Origin of the sequence: Vibrio sp. 1731 (genome assembly GCF_033339955.1) — a bacterium.
GTDB lineage: Bacteria > Pseudomonadota > Gammaproteobacteria > Enterobacterales > Vibrionaceae > Vibrio > Vibrio alginolyticus.
Map to the genome: position 1 here is coordinate 54,077 of NZ_JAWOVO010000013.1, position 23,014 is coordinate 77,090.

Genomic DNA, 23,014 nt, shown 5'->3' on the forward strand with positions numbered 1-23,014 from the left:
AACGGCTTAATAGAATGATTTTTATACTGATTTTTATAAAACAGTACGTTGAACCTGATCATTTTTGAGTTAAGCTGACGTTTCCTTTGGCATTCGTGAGTGGTAGGTCACATGAAATCAGTGCAATTTCGTTTCACACTTTATGGTTGTATCGCGATTCTCTCTTGGAGTTGTCTGCTTGGCATCGCGAGGTTGGTTACGGAGAGTTTAGGTCCTGTAGGCGGGGCAGCCATGTTGTACTCTCTTAGCTCTGTTTTCCTTCTTATCGTGGTCGGTATTCCAAAGTTGTCTTACTTTTCTCCCAAGTATCTTGTGCTTGGTGGTGCGATGTTCGTTTGTTATGAAATATTTCTCGCTCTATCTTTGGGATATTCCAACTCGCGCGCGCAGGCAATTGAGGTGTCGATTGTCAACTACCTTTGGCCTGCACTGACGGTTTTATTTGCGGTCCTTGGCAGTAATAAAAAAACAAACTGGTTGCTTTATCCAGCAGTTACGCTGGCGTTTGTTGGGGTTGCTTGGACTGTGAGCGGTGAGAATGGCTTATCCATAACTCAGATCATGTCCAATGTTAGTAGTAACCCTCTGGTGTATTTTATGGCTTTCGCTGGCGCGGTTATATGGGCTTTTTATTGCAACTTAACCCAAAGGCAGCAATCTAAACATAATGCGATTACCCTGTTTTTCATTGCAACTGCTGTTTCGCTTTGGGTCAAATATGCGTTTACGGATGAGCCAACAATGACATTCAGTTGGGAAGCGATGGGGTACTTAGTGGCTTCTGCGGCTTTAATGGCTGGTGGTTATGGTTTATGGAACATCGCGATCGTTGGCGGCAATATGGTTTTTCTCGCCACCTTGTCTTACTTCACGCCCATTTTTTCCTCTTTATTTTCTTCCATTATTCTTGGCGTAACTCTGAGCCATAGCTTTTGGCAGGGCGTTGTGATGGTAACGGTGGGCTCGCTGATGTGTTGGTTAGTCACCAAAGAGAAGCGCGAAGCGGCTGGGTAAGTTACCAACGAGATCAGAGAATTTAAGTGAGCAACGAACAGATCTCCCTTGCGAGCTGTATTCGAATACGAAGCAAATAAATCGAAAAAATTAAAAAAGCTCCCGAGATTGGGAGCTTTTTATTGAGTTTTAACGGCTCTTTGGTGGCACTCTAATAAGCGACGTTCAAGTGTAGTTGAAGCTTGAATCTGTGCTTCGACAGTCGCTTGATAAGCTGCTTACGAGTGTGCTCTAGTGTATCAAGCTCCAATGTGTCGTCATCAATATGTACGTCCACATTTACTCGTAGCTCTTGGCCCACCTTCGTTACGCCAGCCAGTTTCAATTGATGCTCAGTCACTTTTTCAATCTCAAGAACATCTTTGCCAACGCTCTGACACAGCTCTTTGCTTGGTGTCATCATTAGTAGTTCACGTAAGGCACCTACTAGCATATCGAACGGTACTTTGAGGAAGTAAAAGCCCATTAAAACCATCATCATGGGGTCGGCATATACCGCATACTCAGAAAATGGCGTTAGTGAAACAGCCCAAGCCGAGATAAATCCTACGGTCACCGCCACACTTAGCAGAGTATCCATTTGCCACTGTTTTTTCTCCGCTTCAATCAAGCCTGATGAGAAGCGGCGGCTGCGTTTCGCCATAAACCACCAAGCGTAACCACAGCCGATAACATTCACGATGCCGAATAAGGTCGCAATAGAAGCATCGACCTCGCGACCTCCAGACATCAATGCTGATATCGCAGAGTAGAGAGAGAAGCTTACAACCACTAAAATGACGGCTGCTTTTATCGCAATAACGATTGGTTCTAAGACCGCTTTTCCAAATGGGAATACAGATTTTGAAGGCTTGTTAATATAGTAAGAAGCGGCCAGTGACAATAAAGTTAACAGTAAGCTGACCAAAGAGTAAACACCGTCAAACACGATGACAATTGAGCCTACAAGCAAGCCAAGTACCATACCACCAGCAGCGAACCCAGATGCCAAAAGGGCTGAAATGGTTAGAATACGGTTTTCGTTTTTGCTTGTCCTGTCACACATAAAAGATGCCTTTGAATTTTAATACCTTACTATTCTTCGCTCATAAGGTAATTTAGGCAACCACAAAGTGACCAGTAACTAATCTAAAAAATTGCGTTTTTATTTATGTTCTTATAAAACAATGGCTTACTGTGACTTTTTGGTGTCAGTAAAATTGACGCTCACTGATAAAATGTTTAGAAGTCAAATAAATACTCGCTCAATTTATCTGCTAACCACGTCATTGCTGGATGCTCAGTATGGCCGTTAGGTGAAAACATACAGTAGTCTTCTTGCGTCAATCCGTATGTGTGTTTGATAACGGCGAGCTTCTGCTGACGAAGGTAATGGCGGATTAATGGTTCAGGAAGCACGCCCCAAGCGTCTTCTTCTAAGATGGTGTTCAGCATGTAGTCAAAACTCGAAAAACCAATATATCGAGTCGAGAAAGGTTGCAGTTCAGGGTTGTCTTTCTCATTTAGGTACACCATTAGTGCTTGCATCTGACTACGTAGATCTTCGTCTGAGACACGGCGCATCTTACTTAGGCGGTGTTCTACACTGCATACTGACATCATACGTATCTTACCTAAAGGGTTATATACGATACGAGGATCGTCTACTCGCTCATAATCAACGCCGAAAGCAAAATCTACTTGGTGGGTACTGACCAAGTTGGCTAAGTCGCCACTGGATGCCAAGATTAAGTTGAAGGTTGTTGAAGGAAAGCGGTTATTCAATGTATGAGATAATTCTTGCCAGAGATCATCAGGTAAGGAGTCGTCACGTGCTACCCAAACTTCCGCGTTAAACCCTTCCGAGATTTGAGCGCAGGTCTTTCTGACCCGTTGTGCGATGATAAGTAGGTGTTCGCAATCTTTGTAAATGGCTTTCCCAGCTTCAGAGAGGGTGAGCTGGTTGCCAGTTCGGTTAAACAATTCAACGTCGAGATCTTTCTCTAATGCCTTAATCGACATACTGAGTTTGGTGCGATTGCAGTCGAGTTGCCTTGCCGCTTCAGAAACAGAACCACACTCAGCGATGGTGCAGAAGGCTTCTACTTGAGTTAAGTTCATGATTTGACACAACCAATAAATGAATTCAAATAATTTGGGTATTATGCAGATGCGCTCCCAAAGCCATGAAAGATTATCGAAAAAAACGCGAATCCGCCAGATAAGTCTATGGTCTTTTAACGGTTTTGCGGTAATCTATGTGGGTTACAAAAAGTGAACATGGAGGCCACGATGGCACAAGATTGGGACGGCTTAGCAAAAAACTGGGAATCAAATCCAGCAACAGAGCAATTTGCGCAGTCGGTGTTTGAGCAGTTACAACAGCTAACTCAGCTTGATGGCATTAAAGTACTAGATTTTGGATGCGGAACAGGGCAGTTAAGTCAACGATTGTCACCGATGGTTAAAGACATCGTAGCATTAGACGCATCGGAAGCCATGATTGAGGAACTCGATAAAAAAGAGCTCGTCAACGTAGAACCTGTGGTAGATGCATTATCTCGCGGCTTGGTCGCTCAGCATCCGGCCTTTCGTGGACAGTTCGACTTGGTGGTTGCATCATCAGTTTTAGCGTTTGTGGAAGACTTAGACGCGTCATTAACGATCTCGCATTCTCTACTTAACCACGGCGGCTATTTTGTTCATTTTGATTGGATTGCAGAATGTGAACAAGACGGTTTTACCCTTGCGAAGTCTGAGCGTGCACTGAAAGAAGCGGGTTTTACTGAAGTTGAATCGCAACACGTTTTTGACATTACATCTGATGGTAAAACAATGTCGGTATTAATGGGGCTTGGTCGTCGCTAATACCGCTGAATAAAGAACAAAAAATGACAAAAGCGAGCTAACAAGCTCGCTTTTTTCTTATCTGCTGAGGATATATGTAACTTCACTTGCTCTAAACAAGCGTCGTGGTGCAGGCAAGGACATACTCGAACAACTTAGTCTTCGGAGGTTATTTTGAGACGACTATCCTGCGTATCTCCTCCAGCACTTCAGGGTTGGCTATTGCGCCTAAATTTTCGACGCTTCGGTTGTTAACGACTTGCTTAACGGCTAACTCGACCAGCTTTCCTGAGCGTGTCTTAGGTATATCGCTTATTGCGTAAATTGCACTAGGTACATGCCTTGGAGAACATGCAGACTTTAGCTGTGCTTTGATGGAAGCGATCATCTCGTCATTGAGCTCTACCCCTTTGACTAATTGGACAAACAGCCATATTTGTTCGTTGCGATCGACTTCTTTTCCTACTGCGATCGAATCTAGAATACCGTCTATACAGTTCACTTGCTGATAGATTTCGGCCGTGCCGATTCTTACGCCACCAGGATTCAACGTGGTATCACTTCGACCATAAAACACGTATGCCCCAACGCGAGTCTGTTCAACATCATCGCCGTGGTGCCAAATATTGTCGAACTTATCCCAATAAGCGCGATGATATCTCTCACCGGTGTCGTTCCAAAAGCCAGCAGGGAAGTTGGGTAATGAATTGGCGCAAACCAACTCACCGCGCTCTCCCATTACGCTATTACCTTGTGGGTTAAAGACTCGGACATCGACCCCTAACCCTGCTGATTGGCACTCTCCCCGATAAACGGGAGAAATAGGGTTGCCTAATACAAAGCAGCCACAAATGTCTGTTCCGCCAGAAATCGAGGCGAGGTGTACATCTTCTTTAATGTGCTGATAGACATAATCAAACTGTTCTGGATACAGAACAGAGCCCGTTGAGCATATGGTTTTCAGACTTGGAAATGCATCACTTTTCTGCGGAGAAAAAGATGCTTTTTCCAGCGCCTCTAGGTATTTTGCTGAGGTTCCAAACAGCGTCACTTCGGCTCGTTCTGCGAGGTCCCAGAGCACATCATGAGTGGGGTAAACAGGGCTACCATCAAAAATCACCAAACACGCACCGCTCGCGAGTGAAGAAACGTGCCAGTTCCACATCATCCAACCGCAGGTCGTGTAATAAAACACGCGTTCGTTCGGTTGAATATCGCAATGCAGTTGATGCTCTTTCAAGTGATTAAGCACCGTTCCGCCGACGGAATGAACGATGCATTTCGGTTTGCCTGTTGTGCCTGAAGAATAAAGCACAAATAGCGGATCGTTAAAATTCACACGAGTAAAAGTCAGCGCTTCGGGTGTGTATTGATTCAGGACGTTTTGCCAATCTTGGGTGCAGACATCGCATTCAAAAATGTGTGGTTTAAGGTAGCTAATTTGGCAAACTTGTTTAAGACCATCAAGATGATCCGCAATATGCTGGTTTTTCTCAGACATATCGAAAGTTTTGCCATTGAATGTATAGCCATCACAAGTAAACAGGATTTTGGGTTTCACTTGACCAAAGCGCTCCAAAACGCTTTCGACGCCAAAATCAGGTGAGGTGGAAGTCCAGATCGCCCCTAAACTGGTGGTTGCTAGCATAGCTATCACCGTTTGAGGTAGGTGAGGTAAATAACCAGCGACGACATCACCTTGCTTAATTCCACATTCTTTCAACCATTGCTGCACACTCGAAACTTCTTCGCACAATTGTTTCCAGGTGCAGGTCTGTTTTTCTTCACGTTCATTTTCAAACCAAATCGCGAGATCATCGGGTTGGTGACACGCGTAGGTTAGCAAATTTTCGGCGTAGTTAATTTGCGCGTTTGGGAACCATTTTATATCCCTATTTTCAACAGGTTGCTGCCAGCGACTTTCTGCTCGCTCTTTTATGGTCTCTCCCTGAGTGCCAATGACGTCGCAGAATAGCCAAACTTCCTGCCAAAACTTTTCTACATGATCGAGTGACCATTGATGCAGATCAGCGAAGCTTTCAAGGGTATTTCCTTGTCGATTAATGTGTTCAATAAACTGTGTAATGTTGGCTTCTTCGATACGACTTTCGCTCGGGTGCCATACTTTGCTGCTCTCGCGCATAGGTCCCTCTATAACAAAGTGATAACAGGTTTTAGTTTGAGAGGAATACACGATAAAGTCAAACAAGCCAGAGATTATATCGTGTCATAAAAATCATGCAGTTACGATGCATTGTAAACAATATGTTACATCGGGATGGTGCTGAGAAAATCGCGCAGGGATTGGAAGCTCTTAAGACTACAGATAGGCTTAATGTAAAGGATTTGTTAATGGAGATGAGCCATGACGCAGTATCGTTCTAAACCCGTAAACCAGGAAGGCAGGGTTGAATGGAGCCGTGAAGAAGACGCCATTTGGCGAGATTTGGTAACACGACAAATGGGTGTGATCCAAAACAGAGCTTGTGAGGCTTATTTACACGGTTTGACGCTGCTTGATTTACCTCAAGACCGCGTTCCTCAGTTACCAGAAATTAATCGTGTCTTGATGGAGACAACAGGTTGGCAAGTGGAGCCCGTTCCCGCGCTTATTGATTTCGACCGATTTTTTAATCTACTCGGTAATAAGCGCTTTCCAGTCGCCACATTCTTGCGTACAAGAGATGAGTTCGATTACTTACAGGAGCCAGATTTCTTCCACGAAATATTTGGTCATTGCGCGATGTTAACCAACCCAGACTTTGCTGCATTTACCGAGCATTATGGTCAACTAGGGCAAGCCGCTACCCCAAAACAAAGAGCCTATCTCGCTCGTCTCTACTGGTTTACCGTAGAGTTTGGTTTGGTGAAAGAAGGGGACAAAACCAAAATTTACGGTGGTGGTATTCTTTCATCTCCTGGCGAAACCCTCTACGCATTAGAGAGTGATGCAGCAATTCGCGCCCCATTTGAATTACAAACTGTGCTGAGAACGCCTTATCGTATCGACATCATGCAACCGAAGTACTACGTGATTGATGACTTTTCTCAGCTTTTTAAAATCAGTCAGTTGAATTTATTGAAACAAGCCGATCTAGCGATTGAAGCTGGACTGCTTCCTCCACTTTTTGAACCAAAGGAACCTGCTCATGTTGAATGAACAAAAATGCGAAGCTTGTAGTATCGATGCCATTGCACTAAGCAAAGAAGAACAACAATCTCTGCTGCTGCAATTGTCTGATTGGCAGATCATTGAAAGAGAAGACATACCTCAACTAGAAAAGGTGTATAAATTTAAGAACTTCAAACAAGCATGGGCTTTCAGTAACAAAATCGCGGAACTGGCAGAAGATGAGTTCCACCATCCTTCTATTTTGTTGGAGTGGGGTAAGGTTACCGTAACGTGGTGGAGTCACTCTATCAAAGGTCTGCATAAAAACGATTTTATCTGCGCATCAAAGTGTGACGCGCTAGCATCGGCAGAGTAGGACATTACCTCATACAAAAAACGCCCGGCTTACGTCGGGCGTTTTGGTTCTAAATGACTTTTACATTACTTTATAGATTGATTCGGAAGACGGATGTCGTGCCCGATACCTCATTGCCAACGACGATAAAATGACCACCGTTACGGGTAAAGTAATTAATGGACTCTGGACCTAAATCGCCTGCTTTTGGATTGTATGTGTCGTTCATGCATTCGCCATCTTCGACTTCTGTACATACTGGCTGATTGTAATCACGGCGGTTGACGTAATGCATAAACTGCGCTTGTTTCGGGTCTGTGATGTCATAAATCATGATACCGCCTTGACGCTCCAAGCCGATAAACGCGTAATGACGACCGTTAATTTGTGCTACTTCAATCGCCTCTGGCTCAATACCTTTATCATCACTTCGGTCATCGCCACTATTATTGTTATCGTTGGTGCTGTTGAAGTTCTTGCCTTCATTCAGCAGCGCGATAGTCGCGAAATCGTCACCACTATCGAAGACCAACTTGCCGTTTTCATCCCAAATCGAGAATGAACGCGCGCCAAATGATTGAACATTCTCTTGTGCAGAAAGCGTTTGTTCCGGCTTAATCACTTTTAAACGCGCGAGTTGTTTGTTGTCTTTTAGTGCCTCTGCCAATGGGTGTTCTGCTGCCACTTTCAGCTTCTTACCGCGCACTTCATCAATATGGCTTAAACAGGCTCCTTGCTCAGATGTATATTCATCTGTACCGAGGTAATCGTCTTCATCCCACATAAAGCCAGCTTTGTCGCACAGTTCTTGAGTGGTTTTGAATCCGTACTCACGCCCGTCGCCTTCATTTGCCGATACGATGTAAGTACTCCCATTCACTGAGTAGCTGTCGATAGTGTCAGGCATAAATAAGCCAACCAGTTGTGGGTAGCTTTTCAAGTTCCCAATGATTTTGTCTTTGTTGGATGCATCGAGTTTAGCGCCCGACCAAGACTTCTCACCCAAGCCAACAATTCGCTCTACTGATTTGCTCTCTGGATTGACGATTGCCATGGCGTTATTTTCTTGTAGCGCGACATAGATTTTACCGTTATCTGCAAAAGTGAGGTATTCAGGCTCTAGATCTTGTGCAACGGTGGCGTTTGGCCCCGAAATACGCACATTCATTGGGAGCTCTGCTTTTCGTGAACCATCAAATTCGTTAAAGCCAATTTGTGTCACTTCTGCTTGAGTAACACCAAGGCTCAGATCGATCAAAGTGATACTACCTTCAGGGTCAATGCTGTAATCGCTGTTTGGTTCTCCTTCATTAGCGGTTGCGATGTATCGGCCATCTTTCGAGAAGCCAACCATGTCTGGCAATGCGCCTGTTGGAAACGTCATGACTAATGACAAATCGTCGGAGCGGTACAAGCCAACAATACCATTCGCTTGTTTATTACTGTTTTCAATCGCAACAGCTACCAAACCATTGAATACAGCGACACTGTTTGCTGCGCCAATTTCAATGCCCGCTGCTTCGCCAGCGCTGTTGAGATCAATGAATGCGCTTTGCGTTGGTACGCCGTTGTCATCCATAGACATTACATCGACACGTTTTGCTTGAGCATTAACCACATAGAGCTTATCTGTACAGGCGTCATAACTCACGATTTCAGCTGCCGATGTGTCGAATGGTGCATCAGCAACGGATGTTCCGATAAACGTTAAACCTTGAATTGACGTTTCCCCAGTAACGGGTGCAGTGGTAGGTTTGCATTGTGTAGCGAATGAAGCCACGGTATCTTCGGGTTGTGATGAACACGCGATGGCAAGTGATGACAATGCGAGTGCACCGATTGCCTTTAAAGGGGTGATCATAATATCTCCTTATCAATCCGATAGGTTGTCAATCAGCATGGGTTTTATGCTGCTGTCCATTTCCGCAATTGGAATGATAGAGCGCTGAATGACGTTTGATTTGGTAAGGCTCTGAATATATGTATGATTGATGACTCTTATATTGGCTTTTTATGAAACTAATGTGTCATCAATATGATGAAGTAGGGATAGAGGAATAATGGAATTAAAATCGTTTTTAGATTTATTGGCAGCGTCACCAGAGCAGGTCGAATTTGAAGCAACGATGGCGGTGATCGAAGATAACTATACGTTTGAGCCAACCGCTTTTGTAAATGGTGAGACACAAAACAATGCAGGCGAGAACAACGGTTCGTGTAAGATCTTCGCTTTCGGTTTGCTAAACAACCTAGACAAAGAAGCGACGCTAGCCTGCTTTGGCCGTTTTTATCGTGAAGATGTATTGCAGCATCCAGAGAACAGCGATCACCAGAATATTCGTAATTTTATGGTGACAGGGTGGGAAGGCATTAAGTTTGAAGCGTTCGCTTTAACCGCTAAATAAACACCAGTCAGAAAACGATGATCAGTAAGCCAGTCGTATTACGCGACTGGCTTTTTTTCTAGACATTTTCGGCACAAACACAGCTGGTTGGCGCTTGGCTTGGGTAAATCACGGGTTTCAATAGTAAAGCACCAGCATGTCTCTTTGCCTGCGGCGATATCACAATGGGCTTGAGTCCCGCATTCAGGACAACTGTGTGTTGAATCTTCTCCTGCGATTTGTTCGATAATCGCATCTCGTTGGAGATCGGTTTTGTCTTTCCATTGGATGATTTCATCCATCGTCCGGTGACAACCAGAGCATATTCCGGCGTTATTTTTACATGCAGCTCGACAAGGTGACTTCATTGCTTTCTCGTTCTCATTTTTTATGCCGCGTACTCTAGCACAAAGCGAGTCAAGGCCGCCAAAAATAAACGTGACTGCGATTTGCTGGTGAGGAGGGAGAACCAGTGTTACCCTTGGACGAGTTACCTTAACTCTCTGTCACTTATGTTAGAAAAAGAAAACCTCATTAAACTCGCTAGAATGCAAATGCCATTTGGGAAATATGCAGGGCGAGTGTTAATCGACCTGCCTGAAGAATACTTACTGTGGTTTGATAAAAAGGGCTGGCCAAGCGGCGAGCTAGGGGATTTGCTCAAGCTATGTTTAGCGCTCAAAATTGAAGGCTTAGATAGTGTCGTGAAGCCTTTGAAGCGTATGTAACTAGCCACAGAAACTCCCACTCTTAATGAAAAGACTTATTATGAATTTTGATATCGATGCACTGAAACATCACCAATTGGTCGAAGATGGTAAATTAGAGGGATGTTACATTCATCAGCCAGCTCAAGGTAGCCAGCAAGATGACAAAGTTGTTTTGGCAGAGCGCCAAGCGTTGGAAAAGTTGGGATATAAGGTAATACAGGTTAAAGCTAAAGGCGGGACAACAACGTTTGCCGAGGCGATGCAAAAGCTTGCGAAGGAAACTGGTCACCTGCCTAAGGAGTAAGTGAGTGTAACCTGCCACAGCCTTACAAGTTCTCCCACCAGACTATTTTTTCATTCAAAAGAGCCAGACCGTTAGGCTGACTCTTTATTGCCCCAAAGTTTGTTTCGTCAAAAAGAACAGGATTGTTACTGGTTGAATTTTGACCAAGTATAACTAGTACGAAAAATGGGCATCATTGTGCTGTTCTTGTTTCAAGCGCACTCGCTGACTTTTGCCCTGTAAATCAAGTTCAAAGTGTCACAAACTTTCAAAACGTTAGGTATAGATTTCTTATTAAAACCGTTGCTAACGCTTTCTAGGTAACAGGAAGCCTGATTTTTGATAGCTAACTTACGGATTTACCATAGTAGGAATAACCTGCACTTAAAAAAGCCTCCCGAATGGGAAGCTTTTTGGTTGTGATAGCTCATTCGTAGCAAGCTACTAGAAGTTATATCTCATACCAACTGTCACACCTTGAATGTTGATATCTACACCATCAAATTCAGCAGACCTGTATCTGTAGCCGATAGCAAGGTCTACATTGTCAAGCATGTAACCTACTTCCAATCCTGCTTGATAAGAGAACTTGGATTCTGATTCAGATATACCGAAGACGTTGGCTTCGCCCTTTAATGAACCAACGCCAAGAATGAGTGCGCTATATAATTTATTACCTTTATCTATAAACTTAGGGCGTGCGTTAATATAAAAGGCATCACCTTTAACACTGGCATCTTCATTAAATTCAGCTTCACCAAAATGTTGGTATTCTAACTCCACACCTAAATCTACATTAGGGTGAACTGCAAAATTATAACCAGCATACACACCTCCACCTAAGTCGTTGCTTTCATCAATAGTTGCAATACCAGCATCTAACTCAGTATTGTGACCTACAAGTAAATTGCCGCCGACATAAAAATGGTCTACCTCGTTTGCACTTGCACTTGCACTTGCACTTAAGAGTGCTAGTAAAATCAGTTTTTTCACTTTAAGTCCTTATAGTTGATTTGGAGATATTATGCATGCATGGGAGTATCGTTAATAGCGAATATTTAACGTAACGCTCGTTGTGCGCATCAAGCCAAAGCCTAATCTTGAGGCAATCCTTTTAGCTAGCGCTATCTTAACCGAAGCGCTAGCTCTCCCAAACTCACTTTGCCATACAAAAAGTAATTTATGAATTGCTAATTTAAGTAGATGCTCTAGCTGATTTCTGTCCAATTATAAGCTATAGGGTTTTCTCAAGCTGTATTTTGCTTTACAGGAGTCAGAATGCCTGACTCCTTTTCACTTTGCTTGTCGTGAGCTTTACCATCTTGGTCGTAGAGTATTGGTTATCGAAACCATTAACTCATGTTAGTGAAAGGAAGTTCCTGAACCCTATAGTGCTTCTTTCACCAATCTTCTGTTTGGGCCATTATCTCTAACATCCAGACGCGAAATAGCATAAGATACACGGCCTTTACTAGCACTGAGCCACTCATTGTAATGACAGATAAAACACAGCAAGCGACATTTGCCGATCTTGGCCTGATTCCAACATTAGTCGAGCGACTAGAAGCGTTGGAATACAGCCAACCGACGCCCATTCAATCCCGTTCTATTCCTGATATCCTTGAAGGGAAAGATATTATTGGTGGTGCCAATACGGGGTCTGGTAAAACCGCTGCTTTTTCGCTGCCAATCTTGCAAAAAATTGTTCAGCAAGACGAATCAAACAATCGCCGTGGCAACTTCGTTTCCCACCTGATTTTAGTACCAACTCGTGAGTTGGCATCACAGGTGGCATATAACGTCAAATCTTACTCATACCATCTCAGAGATAAGATCAAAACGGTTGCCGTATTTGGTGGTGTATCGGTGAACCCACAAATGCTGGCGCTTCGTGGTGGCTGTGACATCATTGTTGCAACGCCGGGTCGATTACTTGATCTGGTATCCAGTAACGCGATTAAGTTGGACCAAGTAAAAACGCTTGTTCTTGACGAAGCCGACCGTATGTTGAGCCTCGGATTTACCGAAGAACTGAATAAGATTCTTGCGTTACTCCCAGAGAAGAAACAGACGCTGTTATTTTCTGCAACTTTCCCTGATAAAGTGACGACGTTGGCTCAGCAGTTGCTCCGCGACCCTGTTGAAGTTCAGTTGCAGAGCGCAGAAGCCAGCACTTTGGTGCAGCGCGTGTTTAGTGTAAATAAAGGTGAGAAGACGGCGGTACTCGCGCACTTAATCAAACAGCATCAGTGGCGACAGACTCTGATTTTTGTGAATGCTAAGAATGCCTGTAATCATTTAGCTCAAAAGTTGTCAAAACGCGGTATTACCGCTGAAGTTTTCCATGGTGATAAAGGGCAGGGCGCTCGTACTCGTGTCCTTGACGGTTTTAAGTCTGGCGAGATTCAAGTTCTTATTGCCACCGATATCGCAGCACGCGGCCTTGATATAGAAAAACTTCCAGTGGTGATTAACTTCGATCTTCCGCGTAGCCCTGCTGATTATATGCATCGAATCGGTCGTAGTGGTCGTGCTGGTGAAGTAGGTTTAGGGTTATCTCTTATCGATTACGACGACTACCACCATTTCAAAGTGATAGAAAAGAAAAATAAGTTTCAACTTGAACGCGAGCAGGTAGTCGGTTTTGAAGTGGAAGACGATCAGAGTGAAGCCTACTTTTTACCAATGAAGCCGCGAGCGAAGCCGGCAGGTACGGGTAAAAAGAAGAAAAAGCGTAATCAATAGAAAACGTAAACTACATGTGAGTTTACTTACGGGAGTTGTTAGAGAAAAGGAATGCTCACTAGCTTGAGTCTTCGCTTCTAGCCATTCCTTTAAAGAACAATAGAGCCCTGCTGGAGCTACCAGTAGGGCTCTATTGCTTTTCAAGATAGTGTTATTGGCGACGAGCAGGGCGTCCGCGAGGTGAACGCTTTTTAAATGCAGACGCTGCTTTGGCTTGTGACTTAAGAATAGAGTCAACGGTTAGCGGCATTGGCTCTTTAGGTTCAAGGCCATGAGGGAAGGTACGAGCTCTTGGTGGTAAGTTGTATTCTTCTTCGCTCGCGCGTGGCATGCGCTTAAAGCGATAAAGGTAAAAGTTTTCTAATTTTTCTCTCGCCCATTCGGTTTTCTTTAAATACTTCACGCTACTTGCAATCGAAGGCTTAGTGTTAAAGCAATTAAAACGCATTGCTGTATCTAGAATGTCCCAGCCGTAAAAATCCACTAACTCTTGCAACATAGTCTCTAGCTTTAATCCGTGCAGTGGATTGTTCTGTTGCAGCTCGATTCTCTCTTCGTCAGTCATCATTTTTAAGGGCCTTACTCATTAAAGGGCGGAGTTTAACAAAGTATACAATGTAGAGATATCTATAGTTACTTTGCGATGGATGCGAGCACAGTGCTCTCTACCTTGAAAGTATAAATCGGAATTGGCCGCTCTACTTGGCTCTCTGCTCAAAAATGACTCTTAAAAGTTCAAGCGTCCCAGCTCGATGTTAAATTATTGTGTAATAAGTGAGATTTTTGTTGTTCTTTTACTAATGTCTAATATTCCTACCCATAGCAACACATGCTTAATAAGCTCAAAATCAAAATTGGTTCATGCCGCTTTCTTAGTATGGCCTAGAAGTTTGATGTGGGTGTTGTCTCGTATTGGTCGAAGGCCTGTCTACCAAGCGAAACTCTAGTTGACGTAGTTCAACGTTGAAACATAAAAGGATGACTCAATGTCTGACAAAAGTAAGACTTTTTACAGGGATGTGCGCAAAAAACCGCATGAATTTGAAAGCCGAGAAGACTTTCTAAATCATGATTTAACCGTCATGAGTTTCCGTCGCTGGGGAATTCATTTGCCTTCACGTGATTACAGTATTGAAATCGAAGACTGGGTACCGGCATTAGCAGCAACCATTGGTAAAGTGGTTATGGTCACTGCCATGGTTTCCGCTTTTGCTGCTCAGTTTGGTTTATCTCCGGAATTCATTGCAGAAAACGTGCGTTACGAATTACTTATCGCTGGAGCCCTGTTCGTCATCCTGTTTTCTGCCATCCTAAACCCGAATGCAAACTTAGCGGGAACCCATGGACCAATGATACCGCTGATTCCTATGATTGCAGCTGCAGGAGGGCACCCTCTCGCGCTAGGTTTGATGGTGTGTGTTTTTGGGTTAATTCTCGCCTTAACCAAAGGTGGCTCTAAACTCATGACTCTTACTGGTATCGGGGTTCGAGGAGGGTTGTTGATCTACCTTGGTGCCGTTGGGTTGCTCGGGCAAATTAATAAGACGGAAGCGTGGGCTGCAAGTACGGACCAAGGTTACATTTCGTTTGTGGTCATAGGCCTAACCGTTATGGTTTACGCTTACTTAGCCAAGATCAATAAACGTTGGCTCGCTATCCCATTGTGCTCTGCACTCGCGGGTATTGTTGCTTATTTGATGGGCGCTGAGTTTGCTTTTACCACAGAACCGGGCCTACCTAATTTCAGTCCATTCTACTGGTGGGGGGAAGATACAGGCTGGCAGCTAGGCTGGCCAACCCTAGAGCACTTTATTGCCGTGACTCCATTTGCTCTACTGGCAGTCGCTATGTGGTCCCCTGATTATCTCGGCCATCGTGTGTTTCAAGAACTTAACTACCCAAAAGAAGCGAAAGGTGTACTCATGGATGTCGACGACACGATGGTCGGAGCATCTGTTCGTCAGGGGGTTGGTTCACTCTTAGGGGGCGGAAACCTAGCTTCTTCTTGGGGAACGTACATGATTCCTGCCGCAATTGCCAAGCGTCCTATTCCAGGTGGCGCTCTGTTGACGGGTTTCATGTGTATTGCGGCGGCGGTAATTGGCTACCCAATGGATCTAGCAATGTGGGAACCTGTTCTGCGCGTTGCTTTGATTGTGGGTGTATTCTTACCACTCCTTGAAGCGGGTATGCAGATGATCCATAAGCATAAAGATTCACTCAGTGCAGGTATCTGTATTTTTGCCTGTGCATTCGTTAATCCAGTCTTCGGTTGGGCAATCACGATGCTGTTGGATAACCTCGGGCTTATCGGCGACCATGAGCGTGCTAACGAACTATCGCGCAAAGATAAATATCTGATTCCTGGCACTGCGTTTATCGTATGTGCAGGCTCCCTTGCTATTGTTGGTCAGCTTCCAGGCATTCCAGCTCTTATCGGTTAATCGAATTATGCTCTAAAGGTATAGTGAGAGCAGTGAGTAAAGGGACTTGCTTCTTAAAATAGTAGACAAAAACAAAAAGCTACCTAGTACCAGGTAGCTTTTTGCATGTAGGGTTAGGCTACGGAGTTAGGCTATATGAGTGATTCAATGCCGTATTTTGCGCCGTAGTGTTCAACGACAAAATCAATGTCTTTGTCACCACGGCCTGATAAGTTGATCAAAATCGAGCCGGTTTCTCCTTGCTGTGCGAGTTTAATTGCGTAAGCGACAGCGTGTGAGGATTCAATAGCAGGGATTATTCCCTCTTCACGAGACAGCTCAAAGAAGGCATCAATCGCTTCGTCATCACTGATTGAGCCGTAATTGACACGGCCAATGTCTTTTAAGTAACTATGCTGAGGCCCAACCGATGGGTAATCCAAGCCACTTGCTACAGAGTACACTTCCTGAGGTTCGCCTTGCGCATCTTTAAGCATGTAAGACTTAAATCCGTGCATGATACCTGGCTCACCGAGTGTGAGTGTTGCAGCATGCTCGCCAACCTTTTGCAAAGAGCGGCCCGCAGGTTCAACGCCGTGAATGGCGACTTGTTCATCCTCTAAGAAAGCAGTAAATAGCCCCATCGCGTTAGAACCACCTCCAACGCATGCGACGAGATTATTGGGTAACTTGCCGGTCATTTCTTTGAATTGAACTCGTGCTTCGTTACCGATAATTGATTGGAAATCTCTCACCATTTTAGGGAATGGGTGAGGGCCAACGACAGAGCCTATCGCATAAAGTTGTGTATCAGGATCTTTCAGATAAGCTTCGAATGCAGAATCTACCGCTTCTTTGAGGGTTTTGCGCCCATGAGTGGCAGGAATGACATTAGCACCAAGGATTCTCATGCGGACGACATTCGGATGTTCTTTGGCGATATCAACTTCACCCATGTAAATGTCGCATTTCAAGCCAACCAATGCCGCGGCTGTAGCAAGCGCAACACCGTGTTGCCCTGCGCCAGTTTCTGCAATTAGTTTCTTCTTACCCATCTTTTTAGCGAGAATGGCTTCCCCTAAGCAGTGGTTAATTTTATGTGCGCCTGTATGGTTTAAGTCTTCGCGCTTTAGGTAGATGTCTGCTCCGTATTTTTTAGACAAGTTTTCCGCATGGAAGATTGGGCTAGGTCGTCCAACAAAGTGCTTATACAGGCGAGCGAGTTCCGCTTTAAATTCAGGATCTTTGCTGCATTCCTCATAAGCTGCGTTGATGTCATGCATGATTTGTTCAAGCTCAGGTGGAACAAAGCTACCACCGTATTCACCAAAGTATCCTTCTTCGTTGGGCATAGTGAGATCAAACGAGTTTTTCATTATTTACATCCTAGTTAACGAAAGTATTGATACTTTTATACCCAAAATTTAGAAGTGGTTGTGTGATCAGTTGCTTAAATCAGAGTTCGCGATCTAGTGCACTAGTTAAAAAGTACAACTTGTGTAGGGGACAATAGTTGTGATGTAGAATCAGGTGGTTTGAATAGATGCAAAAAAGCCTCGAGAGATCCTAGGCTGTCATAAGAACCTCTCGAGGCAAACAGAATGCTGGAAATACACTCTGCGATGGTGTCTGGAAACAAAAATTAGATTCGTTTCCTTTGTCAGATATTAGGGTTTTAGAATGAGTCGATGTCAGCGAAATGTCACAAGTTAATTGCGGTATTAAAAGCTTATTTTTTATTTTTGATTAATGGATTAGAAAGTAACCTAAAACAGGCTAACCTACCGCGTGTTCCGCGTCTTTTAAGTTGGACATGATCTTTCTTTGTCTCGAATCGGCGTCTTTAACCAACACGTGCACTTTAGCTCCTAAAGTAAACGTGGCGCTCTGGCTGGAAATTTTTTGTTTGACTGCATCAAATTCGAACTCACCATTTTGGAAACTTGATAAAGGAATGAGACCTTCGGTTCGGTTCCTCTAACTCAACAAATACCCCGAAGTGTGTGACTCCACACGCTGTCCCTATGAAGTGTTGTCCGATAAATGGCTTCATGTAATGACATTTCAGTGCTGACTCAACCTCTCAGCTAGGGATTATGTGCTCGTAGTTATTAGAATTTATTGATTGAGCAGATATATTTAATTTCATTTTTTCTCTTATATTCGCCAATCGCTTTTATTTTATAAACTTTATTTTTATGAGCAAAGCATGAGGCGAAGTGATTCAGATATGAATGAGATTAATTTAATTCCAAACTGGAATTGCAAGGTAGGTTGTGTGATTACCTAAAGATGTATACCAAAGTGACTTTATTGAAAGTGATTAATGATGGTGTGGGAGAGGTAAGTGATTTGGGTATATAAACTTAGATAGAGAATAGTAAGGGCAGTAATAAGTGGAAGGGGATTGTGGCACCAACAACATTGATGCCACACAAAGAATTACAGAGCAGTTACTTCAGCTGCTTGTAAACCTTTGTTACCTTGTTCAACAACGAACGATACTTTTTGGCCTTCAGTAAGAGTTTTGAAGCCTTCAGAAACAATAGAACGGAAGTGAACGAATACGTCATCACCGCCATTGTCTTGAGAAATAAAACCAAAACCTTTAGTTTCGTTGAACCATTTTACTGAACCAGTTAATTTATTAGACATAGATACCTCTATATTTGATTGTTTTAAATATTGAATTTTTAGCTAATATCAAGTGCTACTATATGATTTTAGAGATAACTATTTTGTCGCAGGAACGTAAACGAGGAATTCGATGTGGAACTGAGAGAAACTTTGATCTTTAATTACATTAATAGCTCTTTCCGTAAGAGCTGATGTGCAGTATACCGACAAAATTAATAAAGGCTAGCCTTTTCTTTTTTATTTTTTGAGTACACCAAGCGCATTGCTTTCAAAGCATACGCTTGGTGTATAAGACGGCGTGATGTTATAGGTGGCGTCGAGCGCTTAGTGTTTTCTGGTTGGGCCGTTACGAACGATGTCTTTACCATTGTCATATACGTGCTGCGAAACCCAGCGACCGAGGAGCAATTGGTGCTTTTCTCCTAATACGGCAACAAATGGACGACCATCGGTATTAGAGGTGGCTAGCGCAACGCCAGTGACACCTTCAAGGCCAAGAGCGCCGCTTTCTACTAAATGCAGAAATGCCTCTAACTCTTCAATCGTTTCGATTACATGGTTATCAATATTCATTGTATTCAATCTCTTCGAATTGCATTGCGGTCGCGTACTCTACCTAAGTTAAGCGTGGAAACCAAGCTTCTACGTGCGTCATGTAATGAGAGAACCTTGCCCTGCCACTAATCATCAATAAGTTAGTCTCGATAGTCCGGAACTTGCCTAGATTCAATGAGGCAGAAAACACTCTCTGGCTAGACATGAGTCACATAATGTTGTCTGGTTTATCTCATCAATACTTTTGCTATTGGATGGGGTAAAGGGGAGTGCAATAATTTGTAAAACTCTTTTCCTAAAGGCTGTTATGAAGAAAGTCCTGATTACCGGTTTTGAACCTTTTGGTGGTGACGCCATTAACCCCGCCTTAGAAGCGGTCAAGCAATTAGAGGCTGCGGCCATAAAAGGCGGTGTGATAGTTACTTGCCCAGTCCCCGTAGTTCGATATGACTCGGTGAAAGTCGTTATTGAAGCAATAGAAGCGCACCAGCCAGACTGTGTGATTACTGTAGGGCAAGCGGCCGGGCGTAGCGCGATAACCCCAGAGCGTGTCGCAATTAATGTCGATGATTTTCGTATTCCAGATAACGCTGGTCATCAGCCGATTGATGAACCCGTGGTGGCCGATGGTCCTGATGCTTACTTCTCGACGCTGCCGATAAAGCGTGTTGTTCAAACGCTGCAAAAGCAGGGGATACCTAGCCAGATTTCCAACAGTGCCGGAACATTTGTATGTAACCACCTTTTTTATGGCATCCAACATTATCTAAAAGACAAACCTATTCGTCATGGGTTTGTTCATATCCCATTATTGCCAGAACAAGCAGTAGATGGCAGTCAGCCTTCTATGTCTTTGGACATGATAGTCGAAGGGCTAAGGCTGGTGGCGCAAGTTTGTATTGCCAATGATAGCGATATCCTGGTAAGCGGTGGAACGATTTTCTAGTAAGTGTTTTAAAATCCAGTAAGTGTCTGAAAGATAATAATAAGCTCGTCGTTTGATGTTGTAGTAAATGTTAGCTTTGTCAAATTTCACAAGTAGCGAAAGGAGTAGCATTGAATAGTCAGGTTGGATGTTGTTCAAACTGGCATTCCTCTAGTACAGGAGGTGTTAGGGGCTAACTTTACGAAAGGCGAGTTATTATGAAAAGCAACAAAAGTAAGTCAATCGCACTTATCTCTGTCGTTGTTTTCGCGTTGGCTATTGCTGCGCTTAAATTCGAAAACACGCTCGGAGTTCTTCCCATCGTAGTCGCTATTATCGCGTTTTTTACTTGCGTTATTTATACCGGTAGGTACTTGTCCGATATGAAGCGTTCAGAGTTGATAAGTCAACCCAAACAAGCTCGAAAAATGTGTGCCAACGCATCACGCAATGAGCTTGATGAGTGCGATAAAAAGCGTTGAAGCGAGTCACATTCTCCGTATACTTTGCTGGAGCATTAATGCACTAACGTGTCGGAGATAAGCATGTCAAATCGAGTACCAACCAACATACTGACCGGATTTTTGGGTGTCGGTAAAACGACCACGATTTTAAATCTACTGAAGAACAAACCGGAAAAAGAAAACTGGGCGGTTTTGGTCAATGAATTTGGTGAGATTGGCATCGACGGTGCATTGATGACCGACCAAGGAGCGCTGATTAAAGAAGTGCCGGGTGGTTGTATGTGCTGCACTGCGGGTGTGCCGATGTCGGTAGGTATCACCGCATTATTGCGTCAAAAACCGGACCGTTTATTGATTGAGCCGACAGGCCTTGGTCATCCAAAACAGGTTATCGCGACGCTTACCTCACAGCAGTATGAACCTTACGTTGATCTTAAAGCGACGATTGCCTTGGTTGATCCGCGTAACTTAAGTGATGAAAAGTATCTTTCTAACCAAAACTTCGTGGACCAGTTAGACAGTGCAGATGTGGTTATTGGTAGTAAGGTTGACCTATGTTCCAGCCACGACCTTGATGTGTTTAATGACTGGGTGACGGGCCAATCCCCTTCAAAAGTATTCAGTAAGCTTATTCATGACGGTGAGTTGCCGATAGAAGTCTTGGATATTGAACGGGTTTACGGCAGCGCTTCTTCCCATATCGAGTCACATCATCATGACCACGCTCATCAAGAGCCTCAATTCCAGTTGGCGCCTGGTGAAGCCTTTGTGCGCAAAGAGAACGAAGGGCAGGGTTATTTTAGTTGTGGGTGGTTGTTTGGGGCAGAGTATAAGTTTGATTTTGAAAAGCTTTTCTCTATGCTTTCGGACTTGACCGCAGAGCGTGTTAAAGCAGTGGTCAATACGGATCAAGGTTGTTACGCGTTTAATGTTGCCAACCGAGTCGTGTCGGTGAATGAAATCAGCTTAGAAGGCTTTGAATCACGATTAGAAGTGATAGATTCTCAGCTGTTGCCATGGGATGAGCTTGAGCGAATTCTCCTTCAGTTATCTGGCATCAAACATTAAATTGCGCAAAGGTTAAACGAAAACGGTGAACCACTGATATATCTGTGCTCACCGTTTTTTCTTTTGTAGGATTTCAATGAGAAAAGTGAGATAAATCACTCAAATTCGGGTATAGTGCACGGCTAAATTTTTAAAGCTATTTTTAGTGGTTTGTTTAAGGAATACGCTCAATGTCATTTTCATCTCAAGGTTTTGCGCCAGAAGTGGTTAAAGCACTGGCAGAATGCGGTTATGAAAAGTTAACGCCAATTCAACAGAAGGCGATTCCAATGGCTCGCAAAGGCCATGATATTTTCGCTACAGCACAAACAGGTACTGGTAAAACGGCTGCGTTTTCTCTGCCTATGATTCAGCAGCTGCTAGACAGTAACCGTAGCGCTTCTCGTAAGACTGCTCGCGCACTTATCTTGGCTCCAACTCGTGAGCTTGCTGAACAAATTGCTGACAACATCAAAGCTTACACGAAGTACACGAACCTGTCGGTGGCTGCGATTTTCGGTGGCCGTAAAATGTCTTCTCAAGTAACGGCATTAGAAAACGGTGTAGATATCCTAGTGGCTACACCAGGTCGATTGGAAGAGCACATTGAACAAGGTAATGTCTCGGTCGCACACTTAGAGTTTTTAGTGTTTGATGAAGCAGACCGTATCTTGGACATGGGCTTTATTCACGCAGTACGTAAGATCATGCTAGATGTGGATACTGATCCGCAAATTATGATGTTTTCCGCAACGACTTCGAGCCAACTAAATCTGTTAGCAAAAGATATCCTGCGTAAGCCTAAGCGTATTGAAGTTGAGCGAGCGAATACGACAGCACAGACAGTTGCTCACGTGTTATATCCAGTTGATCAAGAGCGAAAAACGGAACTGCTTTCGGAGCTGATTGGTCGTAAGAACTGGAAACAAGTGTTGGTATTTGTGAACTACAAAGAGACCGCAAACGAAGTGGTAAAAGAGCTGAAACTTGATGGTATCAAAGCGGTGGTTTGTCATGGTGACCGTGCTCAAAGTGCTCGTCGTCGTGCGTTAGAAGAGTTCAAGTCCGGTAAAGCACGTGTCATGGTGGCTACCGATGTCGCTGCTCGAGGTCTAGATATTGAAGATTTACCTCACGTTGTGAACTATGACATGCCTTTTCTAGCGGAAGATTACGTTCACCGAATTGGTCGTACAGGCCGTGCAGGTAAACAAGGTCATGCCGTTTCATTTGTAAACCGAGATGAAGAGCTCACGGTTGTTCAGGTTGAAAATCTAATCCAGCAGCGAATTCGCCGTATTGAGCTTGCAGGCTATGAACCAAAACAGCGTGAATCTTACATTGAAAAGCTGCACTCAAAACCAGCGTTTAAGAATCGTCAAGGTCGTCGTAATAACCCGAACCAGTCGGCAACAGACCAGGGGTCGGCAGAGCGTCGTCTTGCTATGGTGAAGCGCCTGAAAGCGCGTCGTGGCGCAAAGTAAATTACACAGTCTGTGTGAAAAGAGCCCCTCAATTGAGGGGCTCTTTTTGT

At 44.0% G+C, this 23,014-nt stretch carries 23 protein-coding genes and 1 pseudogene; 13 read left to right on the plus strand and 11 right to left on the minus strand.

What is annotated here, in order from left to right; all coding sequences use genetic code 11:
* The first annotated feature begins 111 nt into the window (after positions 1 to 111).
* Positions 112 to 1,014, plus strand: a complete 903-nt coding sequence (gene yddG / locus R7035_RS15575; protein WP_262651407.1) for an aromatic amino acid DMT transporter YddG — start codon at positions 112 to 114, stop codon at positions 1,012 to 1,014.
* A 151-nt stretch (positions 1,015 to 1,165) separates the two neighbouring features.
* Here yddG and R7035_RS15580 read toward each other — a convergent pair whose 3' ends face one another.
* Together R7035_RS15580 and R7035_RS15585 are read right to left on the minus strand one after the other, a co-directional pair.
* Positions 1,166 to 2,059 carry a cation diffusion facilitator family transporter gene (locus R7035_RS15580; protein ID WP_005389400.1) on the minus strand — a complete coding sequence of 298 codons (894 nt, stop codon included), beginning with the start codon at positions 2,057 to 2,059 and terminating at the stop codon, positions 1,166 to 1,168.
* Between the two features lie 176 nt (positions 2,060 to 2,235).
* Positions 2,236 to 3,114: a LysR family transcriptional regulator gene (locus tag R7035_RS15585; protein WP_005375568.1), complete on the minus strand. Its 879-nt coding sequence runs from the start codon at positions 3,112 to 3,114 to the stop codon at positions 2,236 to 2,238.
* A gap of 171 nt (positions 3,115 to 3,285) precedes the next feature.
* Here R7035_RS15585 and R7035_RS15590 point away from each other — a divergent pair, with 171 nt between their 5' ends.
* Entirely contained in the window at positions 3,286 to 3,861 is a 576-nt protein-coding gene (locus tag R7035_RS15590; RefSeq protein ID WP_017821100.1) for a class I SAM-dependent DNA methyltransferase, read from the plus strand.
* A gap of 148 nt (positions 3,862 to 4,009) precedes the next feature.
* Here R7035_RS15590 and R7035_RS15595 read toward each other — a convergent pair whose 3' ends face one another.
* Positions 4,010 to 5,983, minus strand: coding sequence for an acetoacetate--CoA ligase (locus R7035_RS15595; protein WP_318146191.1), 1,974 nt, complete (start codon positions 5,981 to 5,983; stop codon positions 4,010 to 4,012).
* A 222-nt stretch (positions 5,984 to 6,205) separates the two neighbouring features.
* Between R7035_RS15595 and phhA the strand changes: the two genes are divergently transcribed.
* Positions 6,206 to 7,000, plus strand: a complete 795-nt coding sequence (gene phhA, locus R7035_RS15600) for a phenylalanine 4-monooxygenase (protein ID WP_262651402.1) — start codon at positions 6,206 to 6,208, stop codon at positions 6,998 to 7,000.
* A complete protein-coding gene (locus R7035_RS15605; protein WP_005375563.1) occupies positions 6,990 to 7,328 on the plus strand; it encodes a 4a-hydroxytetrahydrobiopterin dehydratase in 339 nt (112 codons plus the stop codon). Before phhA ends, R7035_RS15605 begins: the two co-directional genes overlap by 11 nt.
* A gap of 70 nt (positions 7,329 to 7,398) precedes the next feature.
* On the opposite strand, the gene R7035_RS15610 is transcribed toward R7035_RS15605, so the two are convergent.
* A complete protein-coding gene (locus R7035_RS15610; protein WP_262651401.1) occupies positions 7,399 to 9,168 on the minus strand; it encodes a choice-of-anchor I family protein in 1,770 nt (589 codons plus the stop codon).
* A 199-nt stretch (positions 9,169 to 9,367) separates the two neighbouring features.
* Here R7035_RS15610 and R7035_RS15615 point away from each other — a divergent pair, with 199 nt between their 5' ends.
* A complete protein-coding gene (locus R7035_RS15615; protein ID WP_033906840.1) occupies positions 9,368 to 9,712 on the plus strand; it encodes a HopJ type III effector protein in 345 nt (114 codons plus the stop codon).
* Positions 9,713 to 9,750: 38 nt separating this feature from the next.
* Here R7035_RS15615 and R7035_RS15620 read toward each other — a convergent pair whose 3' ends face one another.
* Positions 9,751 to 10,059 (minus strand): cysteine-rich CWC family protein, encoded by a 309-nt coding sequence (locus R7035_RS15620; RefSeq protein WP_080276966.1) that lies wholly within the window; start codon positions 10,057 to 10,059, stop codon positions 9,751 to 9,753.
* 144 nt (positions 10,060 to 10,203) lie between these two features.
* On the opposite strand from R7035_RS15620, the gene R7035_RS15625 reads away from it, so the two are divergent.
* A complete protein-coding gene (locus R7035_RS15625) occupies positions 10,204 to 10,419 on the plus strand; it encodes a DUF3820 family protein (RefSeq protein WP_005375557.1) in 216 nt (71 codons plus the stop codon).
* Between the two features lie 40 nt (positions 10,420 to 10,459).
* On the plus strand, positions 10,460 to 10,705 hold the full coding sequence (locus R7035_RS15630; protein ID WP_256900989.1) for a hypothetical protein: 246 nt from the start codon (positions 10,460 to 10,462) through the stop codon (positions 10,703 to 10,705).
* A 423-nt stretch (positions 10,706 to 11,128) separates the two neighbouring features.
* Here R7035_RS15630 and R7035_RS15635 read toward each other — a convergent pair whose 3' ends face one another.
* The gene (locus tag R7035_RS15635; RefSeq protein WP_025594094.1) at positions 11,129 to 11,677 is read right to left on the minus strand and encodes an outer membrane protein; all 549 of its coding nucleotides are present in this window, start codon (positions 11,675 to 11,677) and stop codon (positions 11,129 to 11,131) included.
* Between the two features lie 501 nt (positions 11,678 to 12,178).
* Here R7035_RS15635 and R7035_RS15640 point away from each other — a divergent pair.
* The gene (locus R7035_RS15640; RefSeq protein ID WP_005375545.1) at positions 12,179 to 13,429 is read left to right on the plus strand and encodes a DEAD/DEAH box helicase; all 1,251 of its coding nucleotides are present in this window, start codon (positions 12,179 to 12,181) and stop codon (positions 13,427 to 13,429) included.
* Positions 13,430 to 13,580: 151 nt separating this feature from the next.
* Here R7035_RS15640 and R7035_RS15645 read toward each other — a convergent pair whose 3' ends face one another.
* Complete coding sequence (locus R7035_RS15645) at positions 13,581 to 13,997, minus strand: VF530 family DNA-binding protein (RefSeq protein WP_005375544.1); 417 nt, start codon at positions 13,995 to 13,997, stop codon at positions 13,581 to 13,583.
* A gap of 418 nt (positions 13,998 to 14,415) precedes the next feature.
* Between R7035_RS15645 and R7035_RS15650 the strand changes: the two genes are divergently transcribed.
* Positions 14,416 to 15,873, plus strand: a complete 1,458-nt coding sequence (locus R7035_RS15650; RefSeq protein WP_053303744.1) for a DUF3360 domain-containing protein — start codon at positions 14,416 to 14,418, stop codon at positions 15,871 to 15,873.
* Between the two features lie 131 nt (positions 15,874 to 16,004).
* Here R7035_RS15650 and trpB read toward each other — a convergent pair whose 3' ends face one another.
* The 4 genes and pseudogenes from trpB to R7035_RS15670 form a co-directional block, all read right to left on the minus strand.
* A complete protein-coding gene (gene trpB, locus R7035_RS15655) occupies positions 16,005 to 17,228 on the minus strand; it encodes a tryptophan synthase subunit beta (RefSeq protein ID WP_005375643.1) in 1,224 nt (407 codons plus the stop codon).
* A gap of 400 nt (positions 17,229 to 17,628) precedes the next feature.
* A pseudogene (locus R7035_RS15660) lies at positions 17,629 to 17,935 on the minus strand (S1 RNA-binding domain-containing protein); the annotation flags it as partial.
* A gap of 359 nt (positions 17,936 to 18,294) precedes the next feature.
* Complete coding sequence (locus R7035_RS15665; RefSeq protein ID WP_005375644.1) at positions 18,295 to 18,507, minus strand: cold-shock protein; 213 nt, start codon at positions 18,505 to 18,507, stop codon at positions 18,295 to 18,297.
* A 306-nt stretch (positions 18,508 to 18,813) separates the two neighbouring features.
* Positions 18,814 to 19,062, minus strand: a complete 249-nt coding sequence (locus R7035_RS15670; RefSeq protein ID WP_005375646.1) for a hypothetical protein — start codon at positions 19,060 to 19,062, stop codon at positions 18,814 to 18,816.
* 289 nt (positions 19,063 to 19,351) lie between these two features.
* Here R7035_RS15670 and pcp point away from each other — a divergent pair, with 289 nt between their 5' ends.
* The 4 genes from pcp (at position 19,352) to R7035_RS15690 (ending at position 22,964) form a co-directional block, all read left to right on the plus strand.
* The gene (pcp, locus tag R7035_RS15675; RefSeq protein ID WP_318146192.1) at positions 19,352 to 19,990 is read left to right on the plus strand and encodes a pyroglutamyl-peptidase I; all 639 of its coding nucleotides are present in this window, start codon (positions 19,352 to 19,354) and stop codon (positions 19,988 to 19,990) included.
* 197 nt (positions 19,991 to 20,187) lie between these two features.
* Positions 20,188 to 20,451, plus strand: a complete 264-nt coding sequence (locus R7035_RS15680) for a hypothetical protein (RefSeq protein WP_053303741.1) — start codon at positions 20,188 to 20,190, stop codon at positions 20,449 to 20,451.
* A 63-nt stretch (positions 20,452 to 20,514) separates the two neighbouring features.
* The gene (locus R7035_RS15685; RefSeq protein ID WP_318146193.1) at positions 20,515 to 21,501 is read left to right on the plus strand and encodes a GTP-binding protein; all 987 of its coding nucleotides are present in this window, start codon (positions 20,515 to 20,517) and stop codon (positions 21,499 to 21,501) included.
* 170 nt (positions 21,502 to 21,671) lie between these two features.
* Positions 21,672 to 22,964 carry a DEAD/DEAH box helicase gene (locus tag R7035_RS15690; RefSeq protein ID WP_005375652.1) on the plus strand — a complete coding sequence of 431 codons (1,293 nt, stop codon included), beginning with the start codon at positions 21,672 to 21,674 and terminating at the stop codon, positions 22,962 to 22,964.
* Positions 22,965 to 23,014 lie beyond the last annotated feature (50 nt).